Annotated in this window: 16 protein-coding genes and 1 tRNA gene; 11 read left to right on the top strand and 6 right to left on the bottom strand. The window is 70.9% G+C overall.

All coding sequences use genetic code 11. The features are described 5' to 3' along the window. Positions 1-2 precede the first annotated feature (2 nt). From C6C15_RS12325 to C6C15_RS12355, 7 genes are read left to right on the top strand one after another with little or no spacing between them, the layout of a single operon-like run. Positions 3-1,085, top strand: a complete 1,083-nt coding sequence (locus C6C15_RS12325; RefSeq protein ID WP_105950250.1) for a polyprenyl synthetase family protein — start codon at positions 3-5, stop codon at positions 1,083-1,085. Next, positions 1,082-1,990, top strand: a complete 909-nt coding sequence (locus C6C15_RS12330) for a phytoene/squalene synthase family protein (protein ID WP_105950251.1) — start codon at positions 1,082-1,084, stop codon at positions 1,988-1,990. Before C6C15_RS12325 ends, C6C15_RS12330 begins: the two co-directional genes overlap by 4 nt. Further along, positions 1,987-3,579 carry a phytoene desaturase family protein gene (crtI, locus tag C6C15_RS12335; protein ID WP_060921790.1) on the top strand — a complete coding sequence of 531 codons (1,593 nt, stop codon included), beginning with the start codon at positions 1,987-1,989 and terminating at the stop codon, positions 3,577-3,579. The genes C6C15_RS12330 and crtI overlap by 4 nt, the downstream gene beginning before the upstream one ends. After that, positions 3,579-3,926, top strand: coding sequence for a lycopene cyclase domain-containing protein (locus C6C15_RS12340; protein WP_060921791.1), 348 nt, complete (start codon positions 3,579-3,581; stop codon positions 3,924-3,926). The genes crtI and C6C15_RS12340 overlap by 1 nt, the downstream gene beginning before the upstream one ends. Next, positions 3,923-4,261 (top strand): lycopene cyclase domain-containing protein, encoded by a 339-nt coding sequence (locus tag C6C15_RS12345; RefSeq protein ID WP_060921792.1) that lies wholly within the window; start codon positions 3,923-3,925, stop codon positions 4,259-4,261. The genes C6C15_RS12340 and C6C15_RS12345 overlap by 4 nt, the downstream gene beginning before the upstream one ends. After that, positions 4,258-5,151, top strand: coding sequence for a prenyltransferase (locus C6C15_RS12350; protein WP_060921793.1), 894 nt, complete (start codon positions 4,258-4,260; stop codon positions 5,149-5,151). Before C6C15_RS12345 ends, C6C15_RS12350 begins: the two co-directional genes overlap by 4 nt. 41 nt (positions 5,152-5,192) lie before the next feature. Further along, positions 5,193-7,379 (top strand): MMPL family transporter, encoded by a 2,187-nt coding sequence (locus C6C15_RS12355; protein ID WP_105950252.1) that lies wholly within the window; start codon positions 5,193-5,195, stop codon positions 7,377-7,379. Positions 7,380-7,397: 18 nt separating this feature from the next. Here the strand turns inward: C6C15_RS12355 and C6C15_RS12360 are convergent. The 4 genes from C6C15_RS12360 to C6C15_RS12375 form a co-directional block, all read right to left on the bottom strand. After that, positions 7,398-7,471: transfer RNA gene (locus C6C15_RS12360), tRNA-Arg, on the bottom strand. A 48-nt stretch (positions 7,472-7,519) separates the two neighbouring features. After that, entirely contained in the window at positions 7,520-8,017 is a 498-nt protein-coding gene (locus tag C6C15_RS12365) for an HNH endonuclease (RefSeq protein ID WP_060921795.1), read from the bottom strand. 307 nt (positions 8,018-8,324) lie between these two features. Then, entirely contained in the window at positions 8,325-9,050 is a 726-nt protein-coding gene (locus C6C15_RS12370; RefSeq protein WP_231919647.1) for a M23 family metallopeptidase, read from the bottom strand. A gap of 342 nt (positions 9,051-9,392) precedes the next feature. Continuing rightward, complete coding sequence (locus tag C6C15_RS12375) at positions 9,393-10,094, bottom strand: metal-dependent transcriptional regulator (RefSeq protein WP_105950253.1); 702 nt, start codon at positions 10,092-10,094, stop codon at positions 9,393-9,395. Between the two features lie 101 nt (positions 10,095-10,195). Here C6C15_RS12375 and serC point away from each other — a divergent pair, with 101 nt between their 5' ends. Continuing rightward, on the top strand, positions 10,196-11,308 hold the full coding sequence (gene serC / locus C6C15_RS12380) for a phosphoserine transaminase (protein ID WP_105950254.1): 1,113 nt from the start codon (positions 10,196-10,198) through the stop codon (positions 11,306-11,308). Positions 11,309-11,317: 9 nt separating this feature from the next. Here the strand turns inward: serC and C6C15_RS12385 are convergent, their stop codons facing one another. Next, positions 11,318-11,926, bottom strand: coding sequence for a DUF3027 domain-containing protein (locus C6C15_RS12385; protein WP_105950255.1), 609 nt, complete (start codon positions 11,924-11,926; stop codon positions 11,318-11,320). Next, positions 11,910-12,290 carry a cold-shock protein gene (locus C6C15_RS12390; protein WP_025105533.1) on the bottom strand — a complete coding sequence of 127 codons (381 nt, stop codon included), beginning with the start codon at positions 12,288-12,290 and terminating at the stop codon, positions 11,910-11,912. The genes C6C15_RS12385 and C6C15_RS12390 overlap by 17 nt, the downstream gene beginning before the upstream one ends. A gap of 113 nt (positions 12,291-12,403) precedes the next feature. On the opposite strand from C6C15_RS12390, the gene C6C15_RS12395 reads away from it, so the two are divergent. From C6C15_RS12395 to C6C15_RS12405, 3 genes are read left to right on the top strand one after another with little or no spacing between them, the layout of a single operon-like run. Then, positions 12,404-12,679, top strand: a complete 276-nt coding sequence (locus C6C15_RS12395; protein WP_060921798.1) for a hypothetical protein — start codon at positions 12,404-12,406, stop codon at positions 12,677-12,679. A gap of 10 nt (positions 12,680-12,689) precedes the next feature. Then, positions 12,690-14,393, top strand: coding sequence for a helicase-associated domain-containing protein (locus tag C6C15_RS12400; protein ID WP_105950256.1), 1,704 nt, complete (start codon positions 12,690-12,692; stop codon positions 14,391-14,393). Positions 14,394-14,429: 36 nt separating this feature from the next. Then, positions 14,430-16,070: a DNA repair helicase XPB gene (locus tag C6C15_RS12405; protein WP_083370903.1), complete on the top strand. Its 1,641-nt coding sequence runs from the start codon at positions 14,430-14,432 to the stop codon at positions 16,068-16,070. Positions 16,071-16,078: the final 8 nt, after the last annotated feature.

The raw sequence follows: 16,078 nt of genomic DNA on the forward strand, positions 1-16,078 counted from the left end.
CCATGGCCGTCACCGTGACAGAGGAAGACCTCGGCACCCGCATCGAGGCGGTGCTGCGACGACGCTTCGCTGAGCGCACGGTCGCCGCCGAGCACTACGGGGCGGAGTTCGCCGCGCTGTGGCACACGGCGGCAGAGCACGCCCTCGGCGGGAAGCTCCTGCGTCCGCGCATGCTCATGGACCTGCTGTCCGCACTCACCGCGGCTCCCCTCACGGCGAAGGACACCGCGCGGGCGATCGACGTGGCCGCTCATGTCGAGCTCCTGCACTTCGCGTTCCTCCTGCACGACGACGTGATCGACGGCGACCTCACGCGCCGCCGCCGCCCCAACCTCATCGGCTCCCTCGTCTCCCGTCGCCCCGACGCCGGTGGCGAGGCGGCCCTGCACTGGGGCCGGTCGAGCGCCATCCTCCTCGGAGACCTCCTCCTGTCCAGTGCCGTGCTCGGGTTCGCCCGCGCCGACATCCCCGCCGCGCGACGGGAGCGGCTCCTCGCCCTCCTCGAGACGACGGTGTTCGAGACCGTCGCGGGCGAGTACTCGGACGTGGCCCTCAGCGACGGCATCATCGCGGCCGACCTCCGCACCATCCTCTCCACGAGCGCGTCGAAGACGGCCGCCTATTCGTTCGTCCTCCCCCTCCGCGCGGCGGCCATCCTGTCGGGGGCGTCGACGGCAGCCGAGGAGCAGCTGACCGAGATCGGCGGCCACCTCGGGCTCGCCTACCAGCTCCAGGACGACCTGCTGTCCGTGTTCGGAGACCCGGACACGCACGGCAAGGACCCCTACTCCGACCTCCGCGAGGGCAAGGAGACCGCGATCATCGCCTACGCGCGGATGACCAGCCACTGGCCCGGCATCGAACTGCGATTCGGGGCCACCGACCTCAGCATCGACGACGCGGCGGAGATGCGCGACCGCCTCCGCGAGTGCGGTGCGGAGGGCTTCGTCCGCGGACTCGTGGAGGAGCAGCTGACCGCCGTCTCGACAGTCCTCGCGGAAGCCGAGGAGGCGGGCACGCTCTCCGCCGACGCGGGGCGCGTCGTCCTCGCGCTCGCCGACCGGATCGAGGGCCGCAGCCGATGACCGCGACCCCCGCCGAGCATCGCGACGACGCGGCGCTGCGCCGCTTCAGCCGCACCGCCGAGATCGCGACCTCCGACGTGATCCGCACCTATTCGACATCATTCGGCCTGGCCACTCGCCTCCTCGGTCGACGCCACCGTCAGCACGTCCGCAACATCTACGCCATGGTGCGCATCGCCGACGAGATCGTCGACGGTGTCGCCGCGGAGGCCGGGCTCGACGCGGGCGCCCAGGCGACCGCCCTGGACTCGTACATCGCGGAGACCCATCGGGCGATGCGGACCGGCTACAGCAGCGACCTCATCCTGCACGCGTTCGCGCGGACGGCGCGCGCGTGCGGGATCGGCGAGGAGCTCACGCGGCCGTTCTTCGACTCGATGCGCGCCGACATCGCCGGTGACTCCGGCTTCACGGCCTACGACGCCGACGCGCACGCCGCCTACGTCTACGGGTCGGCGGAGGTCGTGGGCCTCATGTGCCTGCGGGTCTTCCTCCGCGACGCCACGCGGACGCCGGCCGAGCTCGACATCCTCGAGCGCGGGGCTCGGCGGCTGGGAGCCGCCTTCCAGAACGTGAACTTCCTCCGCGATCTGGCCGACGACACCGACCGCCTGCAGCGCGGCTACCTCGGCGGCTCAGCTCGTCTCACCGATGCCGACCGCGACGCCTGGGTCGACACGGTCCACCGTCAGCTCGCCGACGCGAGAGCAGCGATCCCGCTGCTCCCGAAGGACGCGCGTGCCGCGGTGCGCAGCGCCCTCGCCCTCTTCGCCGCCCTGACCCGGAAGGTCGCGCGGACGCCGTCCGCGGAGCTGTACCGCCGGCGGGTCCGCGTGCCGGATCCGATCAAGGCGCTGCTCGCCGCGCGTGCCGTCGTCGTCACGAGCCTGGAGCGGGACCGATGAGCCGCGTCGTCATCATCGGCGCGGGGGTGGCCGGCCTGGCCACGGCCGGGCTGCTCGCACGCGACGGCCACGACGTCGTGGTGCTGGAGAAGAACGACCGCGTCGGCGGACGGGCGGGCACCATCGAGCGCGATGGCTTCCGATTCGACTCCGGCCCCTCGTGGTACCTCATGCCCGAGGTGTTCGACCACTACTTCGCGATGATGGGCACGAGCACCGAGGAGCAGCTCGATCTGACCCTGCTCGACCCGGGGTACCGCGTCTTCCGCTCCCCCGAGTCCGGCGACGCTCCGGTCACGGTGCCCGCCGGACGGGACGCCGTCTCGGCGCTCTTCGAGTCGATGGAACCCGGCTCCGCTGCCGCGCTCGGCACCTACCTCGCCTCCGCCCACGATGCCGGGGCGATGGCGAGGAGGTACTTCCTCTACAACCCGTTCACCAGGACCAGGACGCTGGCCGCGCCCGAGGTGGTGCGCGCGCTCCCTCGGCTCTTCTCGCTGCTCGGCACGCGCCTCCAGGCCTTCGCCGCCCGCCGCTTCCGGAACCCGGTGCTGCGCCAGATCCTGGGCTACCCCGCGGTCTTCCTCGGCACCGATCCCCGGACGGCCCCGGCGATGTACCACCTGATGAGCGCGCTCGACCTCGACCAGGGCGTGCTGTATCCGCAGGGCGGCTTCTGGCGCGTCGTCGAACGGTTGGCGGCGCTGGCCCAAGATGCCGGCGCCCGGATCGTCACCGGCGCGGAGGTCACCGGGATCCGCACCCAGGATGCCGACGGCGCGACCCATGCGACCGGGGTCGGCTGGACGGACCGCGACGGCCACCACCATGTGGAGGACGCGGACATCGTCGTCTCCGGCGCCGATCTGCACCACACGGAGACGGCGCTGCTGCCCCCGACGCTGCAGTCCTACCCGGAGTCCTGGTGGGCGCGGCGCACGAGCGGGCCCGGCGGCGTGCTCGTGATGCTCGGCGTCCGCGGCGCCCTGCCCGAGCTCCCCCATCACTCGCTCTTCTTCACCGACGACTGGGATGCGAACTTCGACGCGATCTTCGGTCGCACCCCTGCCGTCCCCAGCCCGGCGTCCACCTACGTCTGCCGCCCCAGCGCCACCGATGCCGAGGTTGCGCCGGACGGATACGAGAACCTCTTCGTGCTGGTGCCGGTGCCGGCCGACGTCGATCTCGGGCACGGGGGAAGCGACGGCGCCGGCTCCGCGGCTGTCGAGAAGGCCGCGGACGCCGCGATCGACATGATCGAGACGTGGGCGGGGATCCCCGACCTTCGGGAGCGGATCGTCGTCCGGGAGACCGTGGGGCCTGCCGACTTCCGCGACGACTACCACTCCTGGCGGGGCGGGATGCTCGGGCCCGCGCACATCCTCTCGCAGAGTGCCATGTTCCGCGCGCAGAACGCCTCCCGCCGCGTGCAGGGGCTGTACTACGCCGGAGCGACCACTGCCCCCGGTGTGGGCGTGCCGATGTGCCTCATCAGCGCCGAGATCGTGCTCAAGCGCATCCGGGGCGACCACTCCCCCGGTCCGCTGCCGGAGCCCGCCCCACGGCCGACGAGCGCGGAGCGGGCATGATGGGCGCGATCTATCTGGCCGCCCTGCTCGTCTCCCTCGGCTGCATGCTCCTGCTGGACTGGCGGTTCCGCCTGTTCTTCTGGCGCGACGCCGTGGCGGCGGCCGTCGTCACCGCCGTCGGCCTCGCCTTCTTCCTCGTCTGGGATGTGGCCGGTATCGCGGCGGGGATCTTCTTCCGCGGCGAGGCGGCGATCGCCACGGGCATCGTCCTGGCTCCCGAACTCCCTCTCGAAGAGCCGATCTTCCTCGTCTTCCTCGTCGTGTGCACGATGGTGCTCTACGGCGGCGCGGTGCGCCTCCTGGAGCGCCGCCATGGCACTTCCCAGGCGCAAGGAGCGGCGCGATGACCTACCTGCAGCTGTCCGCCGTGTTCCTCGCCGTCGCCGCCCTCGCCGCGGTCGCCCTCGGCGTCGCCGCACGCCGTACCCCGCACCTCGGCGCGCTCGCGCTGACAGCCCTCGCCCTCCTCGTGCTGACCGCCGTGTTCGACACCGTCATGATCGCCACCGGCCTCTTCCACTACGCGCCCGGCCCGCTCGCCGGCCTGCACATCGGGCTCGCCCCGATCGAGGACTTCGCCTACCCGCTGGCCGGGGTGCTGCTGCTCCCCGCGCTGTGGACCGCCCTCCGCGGGCGCCGCTCCCGGACGCGCGCCGCCGCCCGGATGGAGGAGCAGGCATGACCGATCAGACGTCCCGCACCGGGGACCTCGGCCGCGACATCGCCCAGATCGTGCTCTCCTCCCGACCGATCAGCTGGATCAACACCGCCTTCCCCTTCGCCGCCGCCTACCTGCTGAGCACCAGGGAGATCGACGCGACGTTCGTGATCGGCACGCTGTACTTCCTCGTCCCGTACAACCTCGCCATGTACGGCATCAACGACGTCTTCGACTACGCCTCCGATCTGGCCAACCCCCGCAAGGGCGGGATCGAGGGCGCCCTGCTGTCCCCGCGGATCCACCGCGCGACGCTGTGGGCGGCGGCGGTCACGAACGTGCCGTTCCTCGTGTACCTGTTCGCGGTCGGTACCCCGGCATCCTGGCTGTGGCTCGCCGTCAGCGTCTTCGCCGTCCTCGCCTACTCGGCACCGGCGCTGCGCTTCAAAGAGCGTCCCTTCCTGGACTCCGTGACCTCGAGCACCCACTTCGTCAGCCCCGCCCTCGTCGGCCTCTCCCTCGCCGGAGCCCCCGTCACGACGACCGCCGTCCTCGTCCTCGTCGCCTTCTTCCTCTGGGGCATGGCGGCCCACGCCTTCGGCGCCGTGCAGGACATCGGACCCGATCGCGAGGGCGGCATCTCGTCCATCGCGACCGTGATCGGAGCCAGGGCCACCGTCCGGCTCTCCCTCGTGCTCTGGACGATCGCCGGCGCCGCGATGCTGCTGACCCCCTGGCCCGGACCGCTCGCCGCCGTGCTGGCGCTGCCCTACATCGTCAACGCCGCGCCGTGGTGGAACGTCACCGACGAGACCTCGGCCGGCACGAACCGCGCCTGGCGCCGGTTCATCGCGCTCAACTACATCGCCGGCTTCCTCGCCACGATGATCCTCATCCTCGCCTGGGTCTCCTGACCCGTCGCACCCTCCCCGACCGCCCGCCTGAAAGGACCCCGATGTCCCGCCCCGCCCCCGCACCGACGCCGCCGACCCGCGAGCGCACCCGCCGCCATTCCTGGCTGCGGGTGTTCCTGCCCGTCGCCCTCATCCTGGTGTGGCTCGCGGGTGCGTCCTTCGGCGGTCCGCTGTTCGGGAAGGTCGACGAGGTGTCGTCGAACGACCAGACCACCTACCTCCCGGAGTCCGCGGACGCCACGACCGTGCAGCAGCTCCTCGGCGAGTTCACCGACAGCGACGCCATCCCGGCGATCGCGGTGTTCACCTCGGAGGAGGAGCTGACGCCGTCCGAGCTCGAAGCGATCTCCGACGCGGTGGCCGACGCGCCGGACGTGGAGGGCGTCGCGGACGACGTCTCCCCGGCGCTGCCGTCCGAGGACGGCCGCGCCGTGCAGGCCTTCATCCCGATCGACGGCGACGCCGAGCTCAGCGATGCCACCACCGCTCTCGGCGATGAGCTGCGCGCCGCGGTGCCGGACGGCATCACGGTCTACATCACCGGTCCTGCGGGCTTCACGGCCGACCTCGCCGCGGGGTTCGCCGGCATCGACGGCCTCCTCCTCGGCGTCGCCCTGCTCGCCGTGCTCGTGATCCTCGTGCTCGTCTACCGCTCGTTCCTGCTGCCGCTCGTCGTGCTCTCCACGAGCCTGTTCGCCCTGTGCGTCGCGCTCCTCGTCGTCTGGTGGCTGGCCAAGTGGGAGATCCTGCTGCTCAGCGGGCAGACCCAGGGCATCCTCTTCATCCTCGTGATCGGCGCCGCCACCGACTACGCGCTGCTCTTCGTCGCGCGGTTCCGGGAGGAGCTGCGGGTCTCGCAGGACAAGGGCGTCGCGCTCCTCGCCGCGTGGAAGGGGTCCGTCGAGCCGATCGTCGCCTCCGGGGGCACCGTGATCGCGGGACTCCTGTGCCTGCTGCTCAGCGATCTGAAGTCGAACAGCACCCTCGGCCCGGTCGCGGCGATCGGCATCGTGTTCGCGATGCTGTCCGCGCTCACGCTCCTGCCCTCGCTGCTGCTGCTGTTCGGGCGCGCGGTCTTCTGGCCGCGGCGTCCCCGCTTCGAACCCGCGGTCGTTGCCGAGGAGCACGGCATGCGCACCACCGGCCTCTGGGCACGACTGTCCGGCCTCATCAAGAAGCGCCCGCGCGTGATCTGGATCGCGACCACGCTCGTCCTCCTCGCGGGCGCGGCCGGGGTCACCCAGCTGGACGCTCAGGGGGTGCCGCAGTCCGACCTCGTGCTCGGGGCCTCCGAGGCGCGCGACGGCCAGGTCGCGCTCGGCGAGCACTTCCCCGGCGGCTCGGGGAGCCCGGTCTCCGTGATCGTCGACGAGGACAACCTGCAGGATGCCGCCGACGTGCTCCTCGCGAACGACGGGATCGACGGGGTGACCGTCACCGCGGCCGACTCGCCGAGCGGATCCGCGCCGGTGACGGCAGACGGGATCACAGCCGTCGGCCCTCCCGGGACCCCGGCTCCCGAGCCCACGACGGTCGACGGTCAGGTGCTCCTGCAGGCGACGCTGACGGACGCCGCTGACTCTGCGGCCGCGGCCTCCACCGTGCGCGAGCTGCGGGGAGAGCTCGATGACCTCGGCGCCGTGGTGGGCGGGGTGACGGCCACCTCGATCGATACGAACGACGCGTCCATCCACGACCGCAACCTCATCATCCCGGTGATCCTCGTCGTGATCATGATCATCCTCATGCTGCTGCTGCGCTCGATCCTCGCGCCGGTGCTGCTGATCCTTACGACGGTGCTGTCCTTCGGTACGGCCATGGGGGTCTCGGCACTCGTGTTCAACGGCATCTTCGACTTCCCCGGCGCCGATCCCGCCGTCCCGCTCTACGGGTTCGTGTTCCTCGTCGCCCTGGGCATCGACTACAACATCTTCCTCATGACGCGGGTGCGGGAGGAGTCGAAGCAGCACGGGACGAGGGAGGGCATCCTGCGCGGGCTCTCGATCACCGGAGGCGTCATCACCTCCGCGGGCCTGGTGCTGGCGGCGACCTTCGCGGCGCTGTCGGTGATCCCGATCCTCTTCCTCGTGCAGCTCGCGTTCATCGTCGCGTTCGGAGTGCTGCTGGACACCTTCGTGGTGCGCTCGCTGCTCGTGCCGGCGCTCGCGTACGACATCGGCAAGGCCATCTGGTGGCCGTCGAAGCTCTGGCGGCGCGGGCGCCCCTGACGCGTGCGGAAGCGGGAGTGCCCTCGACAGGATTCGAACCTGCGACCTGCCCTTTAGGAGAGGGCTGCTCTATCCTGCTGAGCTACGAGGGCGCGCAACCCAGTCTACGGGACCAGGGTTGCGCGCCCTCGCGCCGTCCGTCACGCGGCGAGGGCGAGGTAGGGTTCCCACCGAGGATCGCTGCGCTCCACCCCGCGTACCGTCCATGCCGTTCCGTGCGGCGGTCGCGGCGTGAACCGCAGCTGCCACCGCATCTCCTGCGGGGTGCGGTTGCTCTTGAGGTTGTTGCAGCGCAGGCAGCACGCGACGAGGTTCTCCCAGGAGTCCGCGCCGCCACGCGACCGTGGCAGGACGTGGTCGATGGTCGCAGCGGCCTTGCCGCAGTATCCGCAGCGATGCCCGTCACGCCGCAGCACGCCACGTCGCGTGACCGGCACGCGACGGCTGAGGGGGACGCGCACGTAGCGGGAGAGGATGATCACCGCCGGGCGATCGTAGACGCCGTGGGTACCCCAGACAGGGTCGTCCTCGACTCTCTCGATGACCGTCGCCTTGTCGTTCATCACCAGGACGAGGGCTCTCTTGAAGGACACGATCGCCAGCGGCTCGTATCCGGCGTTCAGGACCAGTGTGCGCATTCGTCATCCTCTCGATCCGCCGGGACGGCTTCCCGGCACTCTCGACTCACACGACGTCGTGCAGGAGGAAGAGTGTTCGCAGGGACGAAAAAAAGCGCCGTCTACAGACGGCGCCTCTCGCGCGCGGCAGCACCGCGGCATCCCTGCGGGCAATGCCGAAGGACGTGACGACCGAGAGCGTCCATGGTTCGGATGCTCGGTGTTCGCTCCATCAGCCTCTCCCGTCTGTATGACGACGGGTTCAGGCTAACCCATCCCGCGAGGACCGAGGCGAAACGGGAGATGAATGCTCGAGAACGTGTCCCGCTCAGCCGGCGTTGACGGAGAGCCAGGACATCGGCTCGACCAGACCGCCGTTGATCCAGACCTCGAAGTGGAGGTGGTTCGCGGTCGACCGGCCCGTGCTGCCGACGTAGCCGATCAGCTGCCCGGCGGCGACGGTCTGGCCGGCCTGCACCTGGCGCGACCCGTAGAGCATGTGGCCGTACGTGGTCTGGACCTGCTGTCCGCCCACGACGCTGTCCAGCATGACGGCGACGCCGTAGCCGCCGATGCTCTCGGCCGAGGCGCGCACGACGCCTGCGGCGGCGGCATAGATCGGCGTACCGGCCGGCGCGAGCATGTCGGCGCCGTTGTGGCCGCCGCCGACGGTACGGCTGACGTTCCACGAGCCGAGCGGCAAGGGGTAGCGGACCTGGCCGGAGCCGGGGGCGACGAGCGCGTAGCCGGACGTGTTGAAGGTGCCTGAGGACGGCGCGGACGCTGAGGCGGACGCGGTGGCAGCAGCGGCACGGGCCGCGGCGGCGGCCGCTTCTTCTGCCTTCTTCTTCTCGATCTCCTCCGGCGTGGTCGCGCTGAAGGCGCCACGGACGAGCGGAGCCGCCGTGGCCTCCGATGCGACGACGAGCGACTGAGCGTCGACCGCGGCGAGCTGCTGCACGGTCTGCGCCGTGGCGTCCGTCGGCTTCGAGGCCGCGTAGGCGGGGAGCGCGACGGCGGCGACGAGAGCACCGACGGCACCGAAGATCGCCACCGACCGGAGAGGGGCTGCGATCTTCCGAGCACTGACCCTGGCACCGGTGCGCCGGGCGGGTACTCGATCTTCAGATGTCTTCGCGGTCGGTTCGATGTCTGCGGCCAAAACGTGGTCCTCCTGAGCCTTCGCACCTCGGGTGGCGCTGGCTCGTCGGCCTCTGCCCGAGGGCAGAGATGCACTGCTCGGGTTCGAGCGCATCCCTCTCGGGAAGACGACGAGCCGGAAGGCGGATCTTCGCGGTTCGCCCCCAGCGGGCTTCTTCGCTGAGGACCTGACCGAGGTTACCGGAAGATAACGATCATGTCACCCTGGGAAACTGACAATCCTCGGTGAGGGTTCTCAGGCCGGTTCGCCGACGAGGAAGATGTGCGAGGCCAGCTCCACCGGAAGCTCCAGGCCCTCCTCCTTGCCGTCCATCTGGATGAGCACGTAGCCCTCGTTGAAGCGGAAGTCTCCGTGCGCACCCGGGACGACGCCCGCGTCACGCAGCTGCTCCAGGAGCTCGGGGTCGACCTGGGCCGGCTCGGCGAGACGGCGGACGGTCCCCTCGACCGGCTCGCCCGCGGCATTCAGCCGCTGCACGAGGCCGATGACACCCTCGTCGAAGGTGCGGGCGGGAAGGTCGCCGAGCTGGTCGAGGCCCGGGATCGGGTTGCCGTACGGCGACTCGGTGGGGTGACCGAGCAGCTCGACGAGACGGCGCTCGACCTGCTCGCTCATGACGTGCTCCCAGCGACAGGCCTCCTCGTGGACGAACGCCCAGTCCAGCCCGATCACGTCGGACAGCAGGCGCTCGGCGAGGCGGTGCTTGCGCATGACGTCGACGGCCTTGCGACGTCCGGCGTCGGTGAGCTCGAGCGTGCGGTCTTCGGACACCACGACGAGGCCGTCCCGTTCCATGCGTCCGACGGTCTGCGAGACGGTGGGACCGGAGTGGCCGAGGCGCTCCGAGATGCGCGCCCGCAGCGGCACGATGTTCTCCTCCTCGAGCTCGAGGATGGTGCGGAGATACATCTCCGTGGTGTCGATCAGATCCGTCATGTGGCCCTCCGAAAGTTCTTAGGCAAGCCTACATTCCTCCGGCGACATCGGACGGGGCGGGGGCGGGAGGGACGGCGGCGCGATCCCCCTAGAATCTAGCCATGGCGATCGAGATTCCCCGTGACCTCCTGCCCACCGACGGCCGCTTCGGCTGCGGACCCTCGAAGGTGCGCGGCGCGCAGCTCGAGGCGCTCGTCACGACGGGAGCCTCGATCCTGGGCACATCGCATCGCCAAGCGCCCGTGAAGAACCTCGTCGGCAGCGTGCGCGAGCAGCTGGCCGCTCTCTTCCGCCTCCCGGAGGGGTACGAGATCATCCTCGGCAACGGCGGCTCGACGGCGTTCTGGGACGCCGCGGCCTTCGGTCTCATCGAGCGTCGCAGCCAGAACCTCGTGTTCGGCGAGTTCGGAGGCAAGTTCGCCAAGGCCGCCGCCGCTCCCTGGCTGGAGGCTCCCGACGTCCGCTCCGCCGAGCCCGGGTCGCGCAGCGCCGCCGAGCTCGTCGAGGGTGTGGACGTGTACGCCTGGCCGCACAACGAGACCTCCACCGGCGTGGCCGCGCCGATCCAGCGCGTCCACGCGGAAGGAGCGCTCACCGTGATCGACGCGACGAGCGCCGCGGGCGGCATCGACCTCGACATGGCGCAGGCCGACGTCTACTACTTCGCCCCGCAGAAGAACCTCGGCTCCGACGGCGGACTCTGGTTCGCCGCGGTCTCCCCCGCCGCGATCGACCGCATCGAGCGGATCGCCGCCTCGGGGCGGTACATCCCGGAGTTCCTGAGCCTGAAGCATGCGGTGGACAACTCGCGGCTCAACCAGACGCTCAACACACCCGCTCTGACGACGCTGCTGCTCCTCGACGACCAGTTGCGGTGGATCCTCGACAACGGCGGGCTCTCGCGGGCTGCGGCACGGACGGCGGAGTCGTCGTCGGTGCTCTACGACTGGGCGGAGGCGTCCGCCGTGGCGACGCCCTTCGTCAGCGACCCGGCGCACCGCTCGCCCGTGGTGGCGACCATCGACTTCGACGAGAGCGTCGACGCCGCAGCGATCGCGAAAACGCTGCGCGCCAACGGCATCGTCGACACCGAGCCGTACCGCAAGCTCGGCCGCAACCAGCTGCGGGTGGCGACCTTCGTCTCGATCGAGCCGGACGACGTGCGTCAGCTCATCCGGGCCATCGACTTCGTGCAGGAGAACATGGGCGGCTGACCGCCCGGCTCACTCCTCTTCGTCGCCGGCGTCCGCATCGCGGGCGTCGGCGTCGTCGTCTTCGGAGTGCTCTGCCTCGTCGTCCTCGTCGTCCTCGTCGCCGGACGCGTCCTCCTCGTCGGAGTCGTCGAGCTCGTCGATGTCCACGCCGTCGAGATCGCCGGCGTGGAGGATGTCCGAGCCATCCTCATCGAGCTCGTGATCGTCGATGCCGTCGTCGAGGTCGCCGTCCTCGTCGTCCCCGTCGGCGTCCTCGTCCTCGTCCTCGCCGCCGGCTGCTGCGGCCTCGGCCAGCTCGGCCTGGTGCGCACGGTACTCGGCGAGGCGCTCCGCCCACGGGACCCATTCCGGGGCCAGGAGCGCTCCGTCGCCGGGGAGCAGCTCGACCTCGAGGACGGTCGGCTCCTCGTCGTCGACCCGAGCGACCGTCACGGTCCAGTACCAGCCCGGGTAGCCGGGGAGACGGTTCTCGAACCGCAGCGAGACGGATCCGTCGTCCTCCGGCGTGAAACCCGCAGCCGGCCCGATCGTGGCGGCGGGAGTGATCTCACGCAGTGCGGAGAGCGCAAGGTCATGCGCCTCGATGAGACGCGCGTCGGCGTCAGGCTTCGAGGTCATCGGCGACCTTGCGCAGGACGGCCGCGATCTTGCGACCATGGCTGGAGGAAGGGTAGCGGCCGCGGCGCAGATCGCCGCCGATGCCATCGAGGAGCTTCACGAGGTCCTCGATGATGATCGCCATGTCGTCGGCGGGCTTGCGCTTCGCCTTCGCCAGGCTGGGCGGCGCTTCGAGCACGCGCACCGACAGTGCCTGGAGGCCGCGCTTGCCGTCGGCCACGCCGAACTCCACGCGTGCACCGGCCTTCACGGCGGTGCCTGCCGGCATCGCGGAGGCGTGCAGGAAGACGTCCTGGCCGTCATCGCTGGCGATGAAGCCGAAACCCTTGTCTTCGTCGTAGAACCTGACCTTGCCGGTGGGCATGGGAGAACCTCGCTGGATCGAATGCTGACGGAGCGCGCTCGTGCGCGTGCCCCCAGCCTACCGGTCACGCGCGGAACGGAACCGCTCCCGCGCGTGCGAGTAGGCTGGGGCCGATGAGTACGCAGAGTCCCGGACCGGAGGTCCCCATCCGTCGGATCGACCGCATCCTGGCGTTCACCGCGCTCGGCATCGCGGCCGCCTCGGTGATCTGCTTCTTCGTCATCATCATCGGCACGGCGCTCGGCATGGATCGGGCCGCGTTCGGCGAAGGCCTCTGGCCGGTGATCGCGGCGATCCCGTACTGGGGCCTGCCTCTCGCCTTCATCATGATCATCGTGCTGCTGGTGATGAGCTTCGTGCGGAAGGGCCGCGCCGAGTCGCGTCGTTGAGGCCGCATCGATGAGCACGCACGCACGCCCGTTGGCCGACGACCTGGCTGCGGCGAGCGATGACGAGCTGACGGCGCTGCTGTCCGCGCGCGGCGTGCGTCCCGACGCCACCTGGCAGGATCTCTTCGACGCCGCGGAGGCCCTGCTGGAGCCCTCGTCGATCGGCCGCGTGCTCCCGACCCTCACCGCCGCGGAGGCCGCCGCGCTCGTCGATGCTGCGAAGGGAGGCGACGCCGGCGCCGGGCGTGAGCGCCTGACCGCACTCGCCCTGCTCCGCCCCGACGGCACGCCGCATCCGCCGGTCGCCGACGCCGTCGCCGGAAGACCACGACCTGCTCCGCTCGATGAGACGCCCGCACCGGCCGCGGAGGAATCCGCGGCCGCGCACGCCGCCGAGCGGGCGTTCACCACTGTCGGCGTGCTCGCCGACATCCTCCTGCTCGCCAGAGAGCAGCCGTTCGCGCTTCTCATGGGCGGGGCGGTGAGCGCAGGTCAGAAGCGCCAGCTCGCCGAGGCGGGTCTCGCCGTCGAGAGCGTGGACCCGCTGGTTGCTCTCGCCGTGCGAGCCGGCCTGGCCACCCCGGTCGAGCGACTGCTGCGCACCACACCCGCAGCAGAGGAATGGCTCCGCTCCCCCGCTCCCGCCCGCTGGGGCCTCCTGGCCACGACCTTCCGCGACACCCTCCCTCATGGGATCCGCACCGCGACGGGCGGCTGGCTGCCACCCGGCCAATGGCCTCTGGCCCACCCGTGGGACCCGGCCTGGCCGGAAGAGGCAGCGCGGCAGCTCGAGGCCGCTCGTCTGCTCGGCCTCATCGCCGAGGACGGCTCCGAGCCCCCGTGGTCTGCGCCGTTGCGAAGCGGTGCGGCTGCGGACCCTTCGCCCTTGTCGATACTCCTGCCCGCGGAGGTCGATCGGATCTTCCTGCAGAACGACCTCACGGCGATCGCCCCCGGTCCGCTGCAACCCGCACTGGACGTGCGCCTACGCACCATGGCCCGTCGGGAGTCCGCCTCCCAGGCCTCGTCGTACCGGTTCACGGCGGAGTCCGTCGCGCACGCCTTCGCCGCGGGAGAGGACGAGGCTTCGATCCTGGAGTTCCTCGGGGGGATCTCGCTCACGGGCATCCCGCAACCCCTGGGCTACCTCGTCGCGCAGACCGCGCAGCGTCACGGGCTCGTACGGGTCTCGGTGGACGACGAGACCGGACGCACACGGGTGGAGAGCGCTGATGCGCACCTCCTCGAGGCCATGGCGGTCGACCAGTCGCTGCGCCCTCTCGGGCTCGCCGTGCACGGGGGATCGCTGACGACCAAAGTCGGGCAGGACACCGTCTACTGGGCGCTGACCGACGCCCGGTATCCGGCGACGCTCGTCGATCGCGACGGGACCGTCGCGGTGCGCACACGCCATCCGGCCGCCGTGCCGGATCCCCCCTCCGACCCCGACTACGGACCGCTGATCGCCCGACTGCGCGAACGCCAGGGTCCTGACGCGGACGCCGCGTGGCTGGACAGGGAACTGGAGGCGGCCGTGCGCGCGAAGGCCGTGCTGCGGGTGACGGTCGGCATGCCGGACGGTTCCACCAGGGACCTCCTCCTCGAAGCCACCGGGATCGGCGGTGGGCGACTGCGGGGGAGGGACAGGGCAGCTGACGTCGAGCGCACCCTGCCCGTGTCGAGCATCCGTGCCGCCACCGTCGTCCCGACCTAGGCCCCGGGCAGCCAGGGGCCGGTAGACTGGTCAGCTATGTCTGATGGCCCCCTGATCGTCCAGAGCGACCGCACCGTGCTCCTCGAGGTCGCCCACGCCGACGCCGAGAGCGCCCGCCACGAGCTCGCGATCTTCGCCGAGCTGGAGCGCGCGCCCGAGCACATCCACACGTACCGGATCACGCGGCTCGGTCTGTGGAACGCCCGCGCGGCCGGGCACACCGCTGAGGACATGCTGGAGACGCTCGACCGCTGGTCGCGCTTCCCCGTGCCGCCCTCGGTCGCGGTCGACCTGCGCGAGACGGTCAACCGGTACGGGCGCCTGGTCATCGAGCGCGACGACGAGGGCGTGCTCATCCTGCGTTCGACCGATCCCGCCGTGCTGGCCCAGGTCGCGAACAACAAGCGCATCCAGCCGCTGCTCATCGGGCACCCCACGCCGGAGACCTTCGTCGTCGACGCGTGGGCCCGCGGACAGATCAAGCAGGAGCTGCTGAAGATCGGCTGGCCGGCCGAAGACCTGGCCGGCTACACCCCCGGCACGCCACACGAGATCGAGCTGGCCGAGGACGGCTGGACCATCCGCCCGTACCAGCAGGACGCCGTCGACGCCTTCTCGAAGGACGGCTCGGGTGTGGTCGTGCTCCCCTGTGGCGCAGGCAAGACGATCGTGGGCGCCGGGGCCATGGCGGCGACCAAGACGACGACGCTCATCCTCGTGACGAACACGGTGTCCGCACGGCAGTGGCGGGACGAGCTGCTCAAGCGCACCAGCCTCACACCCGAGGAGATCGGCGAGTACTCCGGGCAGGCCAAGGAGGTCAAGCCCGTCACGATCGCGACGTACCAGATCCTCACGGCGAAGCGGAAGGGCGAGTACGCGCACCTCGCACTCCTCGACGCCCTGGACTGGGGCCTCATCGTGTACGACGAGGTGCACCTGCTGCCCGCCCCGGTGTTCAAGCTCACCGCCGACCTGCAGGCGCGGCGCCGGATCGGCCTCACCGCGACCCTGGTCCGCGAGGACGGCCGCGAGGGTGACGTGTTCAGTCTCATCGGCCCCAAGCGCTTCGACGCCCCCTGGAAGCAGATCGAGGCGCAGGGGTTCATCTCCCCCGCTGCCTGCTTCGAGGTGCGGGTCGACCTCCCCCCGGCGGACCGCCTGGAGTACGCGGCGGCGACAGACGATGAGCGCTACCGGCTCGCGGCCTCCGCCCCGGCGAAGATCGATGCGGTGCGCGAGTTGATCGCGGCCCACCAGGGCGAGCAGATCCTCGTCATCGGCCAGTATCTCGACCAGCTCGACGCGCTCTCGCAGGCGCTCGACGCCCCGCAGATCACCGGGTCCACCCCGGTCGAGGAGCGCGAGGAGCTGTACCGGGCGTTCCGCGAGGGCGACATCTCGCTGCTCGTGGTCTCGAAGGTCGCGAACTTCTCCATCGACCTCCCCGAGGCATCGGTGGCCATCCAGGTGTCCGGCTCGTTCGGCTCGCGGCAGGAGGAGGCCCAGCGACTCGGGCGGCTGCTCCGCCCCAAGCAGTCCGGCCACACCGCGAGCTTCTACACGCTCGTGGCCCGCGACACGATCGACCAGGACTACGCGCAGAACCGGCAGCGGTTCCTCGCGGAGCAGGGGTACAGCTACACGATCATGGACGCCGAGGCGATCGCCGCCTGAACAGGGTC

The sequence above is a fragment of the Microbacterium sp. str. 'China' genome (genome assembly GCF_002993305.1).
Taxonomy (GTDB): Bacteria; Actinomycetota; Actinomycetes; order Actinomycetales; family Microbacteriaceae; genus Microbacterium; species Microbacterium paraoxydans.

Excerpts from the sequence above, each read along its gene's own strand:
- C6C15_RS12405 (WP_083370903.1), top strand. The coding sequence starts at position 14,430 with ATGTCTGATGGCCCCCTGATCGTCCAGAGCGACCGCACCGTGCTCCTC.
- crtI (WP_060921790.1), top strand. The coding sequence starts at position 1,987 with ATGAGCCGCGTCGTCATCATCGGCGCGGGGGTGGCCGGCCTGGCCACG.
- C6C15_RS12345 (WP_060921792.1), top strand. The coding sequence starts at position 3,923 with ATGACCTACCTGCAGCTGTCCGCCGTGTTCCTCGCCGTCGCCGCCCTC.
- serC (WP_105950254.1), top strand. The coding sequence starts at position 10,196 with ATGGCGATCGAGATTCCCCGTGACCTCCTGCCCACCGACGGCCGCTTC.
- C6C15_RS12350 (WP_060921793.1), top strand. The coding sequence starts at position 4,258 with ATGACCGATCAGACGTCCCGCACCGGGGACCTCGGCCGCGACATCGCC.
- C6C15_RS12325 (WP_105950250.1), top strand. The coding sequence starts at position 3 with ATGGCCGTCACCGTGACAGAGGAAGACCTCGGCACCCGCATCGAGGCG.
- C6C15_RS12365 (WP_060921795.1), bottom strand. The coding sequence starts at position 8,017 with ATGCGCACACTGGTCCTGAACGCCGGATACGAGCCGCTGGCGATCGTG.
- C6C15_RS12355 (WP_105950252.1), top strand. The coding sequence starts at position 5,193 with ATGTCCCGCCCCGCCCCCGCACCGACGCCGCCGACCCGCGAGCGCACC.
- C6C15_RS12400 (WP_105950256.1), top strand. The coding sequence starts at position 12,690 with ATGAGCACGCACGCACGCCCGTTGGCCGACGACCTGGCTGCGGCGAGC.
- C6C15_RS12330 (WP_105950251.1), top strand. The coding sequence starts at position 1,082 with ATGACCGCGACCCCCGCCGAGCATCGCGACGACGCGGCGCTGCGCCGC.
- C6C15_RS12390 (WP_025105533.1), bottom strand. The coding sequence starts at position 12,290 with ATGCCCACCGGCAAGGTCAGGTTCTACGACGAAGACAAGGGTTTCGGC.
- C6C15_RS12375 (WP_105950253.1), bottom strand. The coding sequence starts at position 10,094 with ATGACGGATCTGATCGACACCACGGAGATGTATCTCCGCACCATCCTC.
- C6C15_RS12385 (WP_105950255.1), bottom strand. The coding sequence starts at position 11,926 with ATGACCTCGAAGCCTGACGCCGACGCGCGTCTCATCGAGGCGCATGAC.
- C6C15_RS12340 (WP_060921791.1), top strand. The coding sequence starts at position 3,579 with ATGGGCGCGATCTATCTGGCCGCCCTGCTCGTCTCCCTCGGCTGCATG.
- C6C15_RS12395 (WP_060921798.1), top strand. The coding sequence starts at position 12,404 with ATGAGTACGCAGAGTCCCGGACCGGAGGTCCCCATCCGTCGGATCGAC.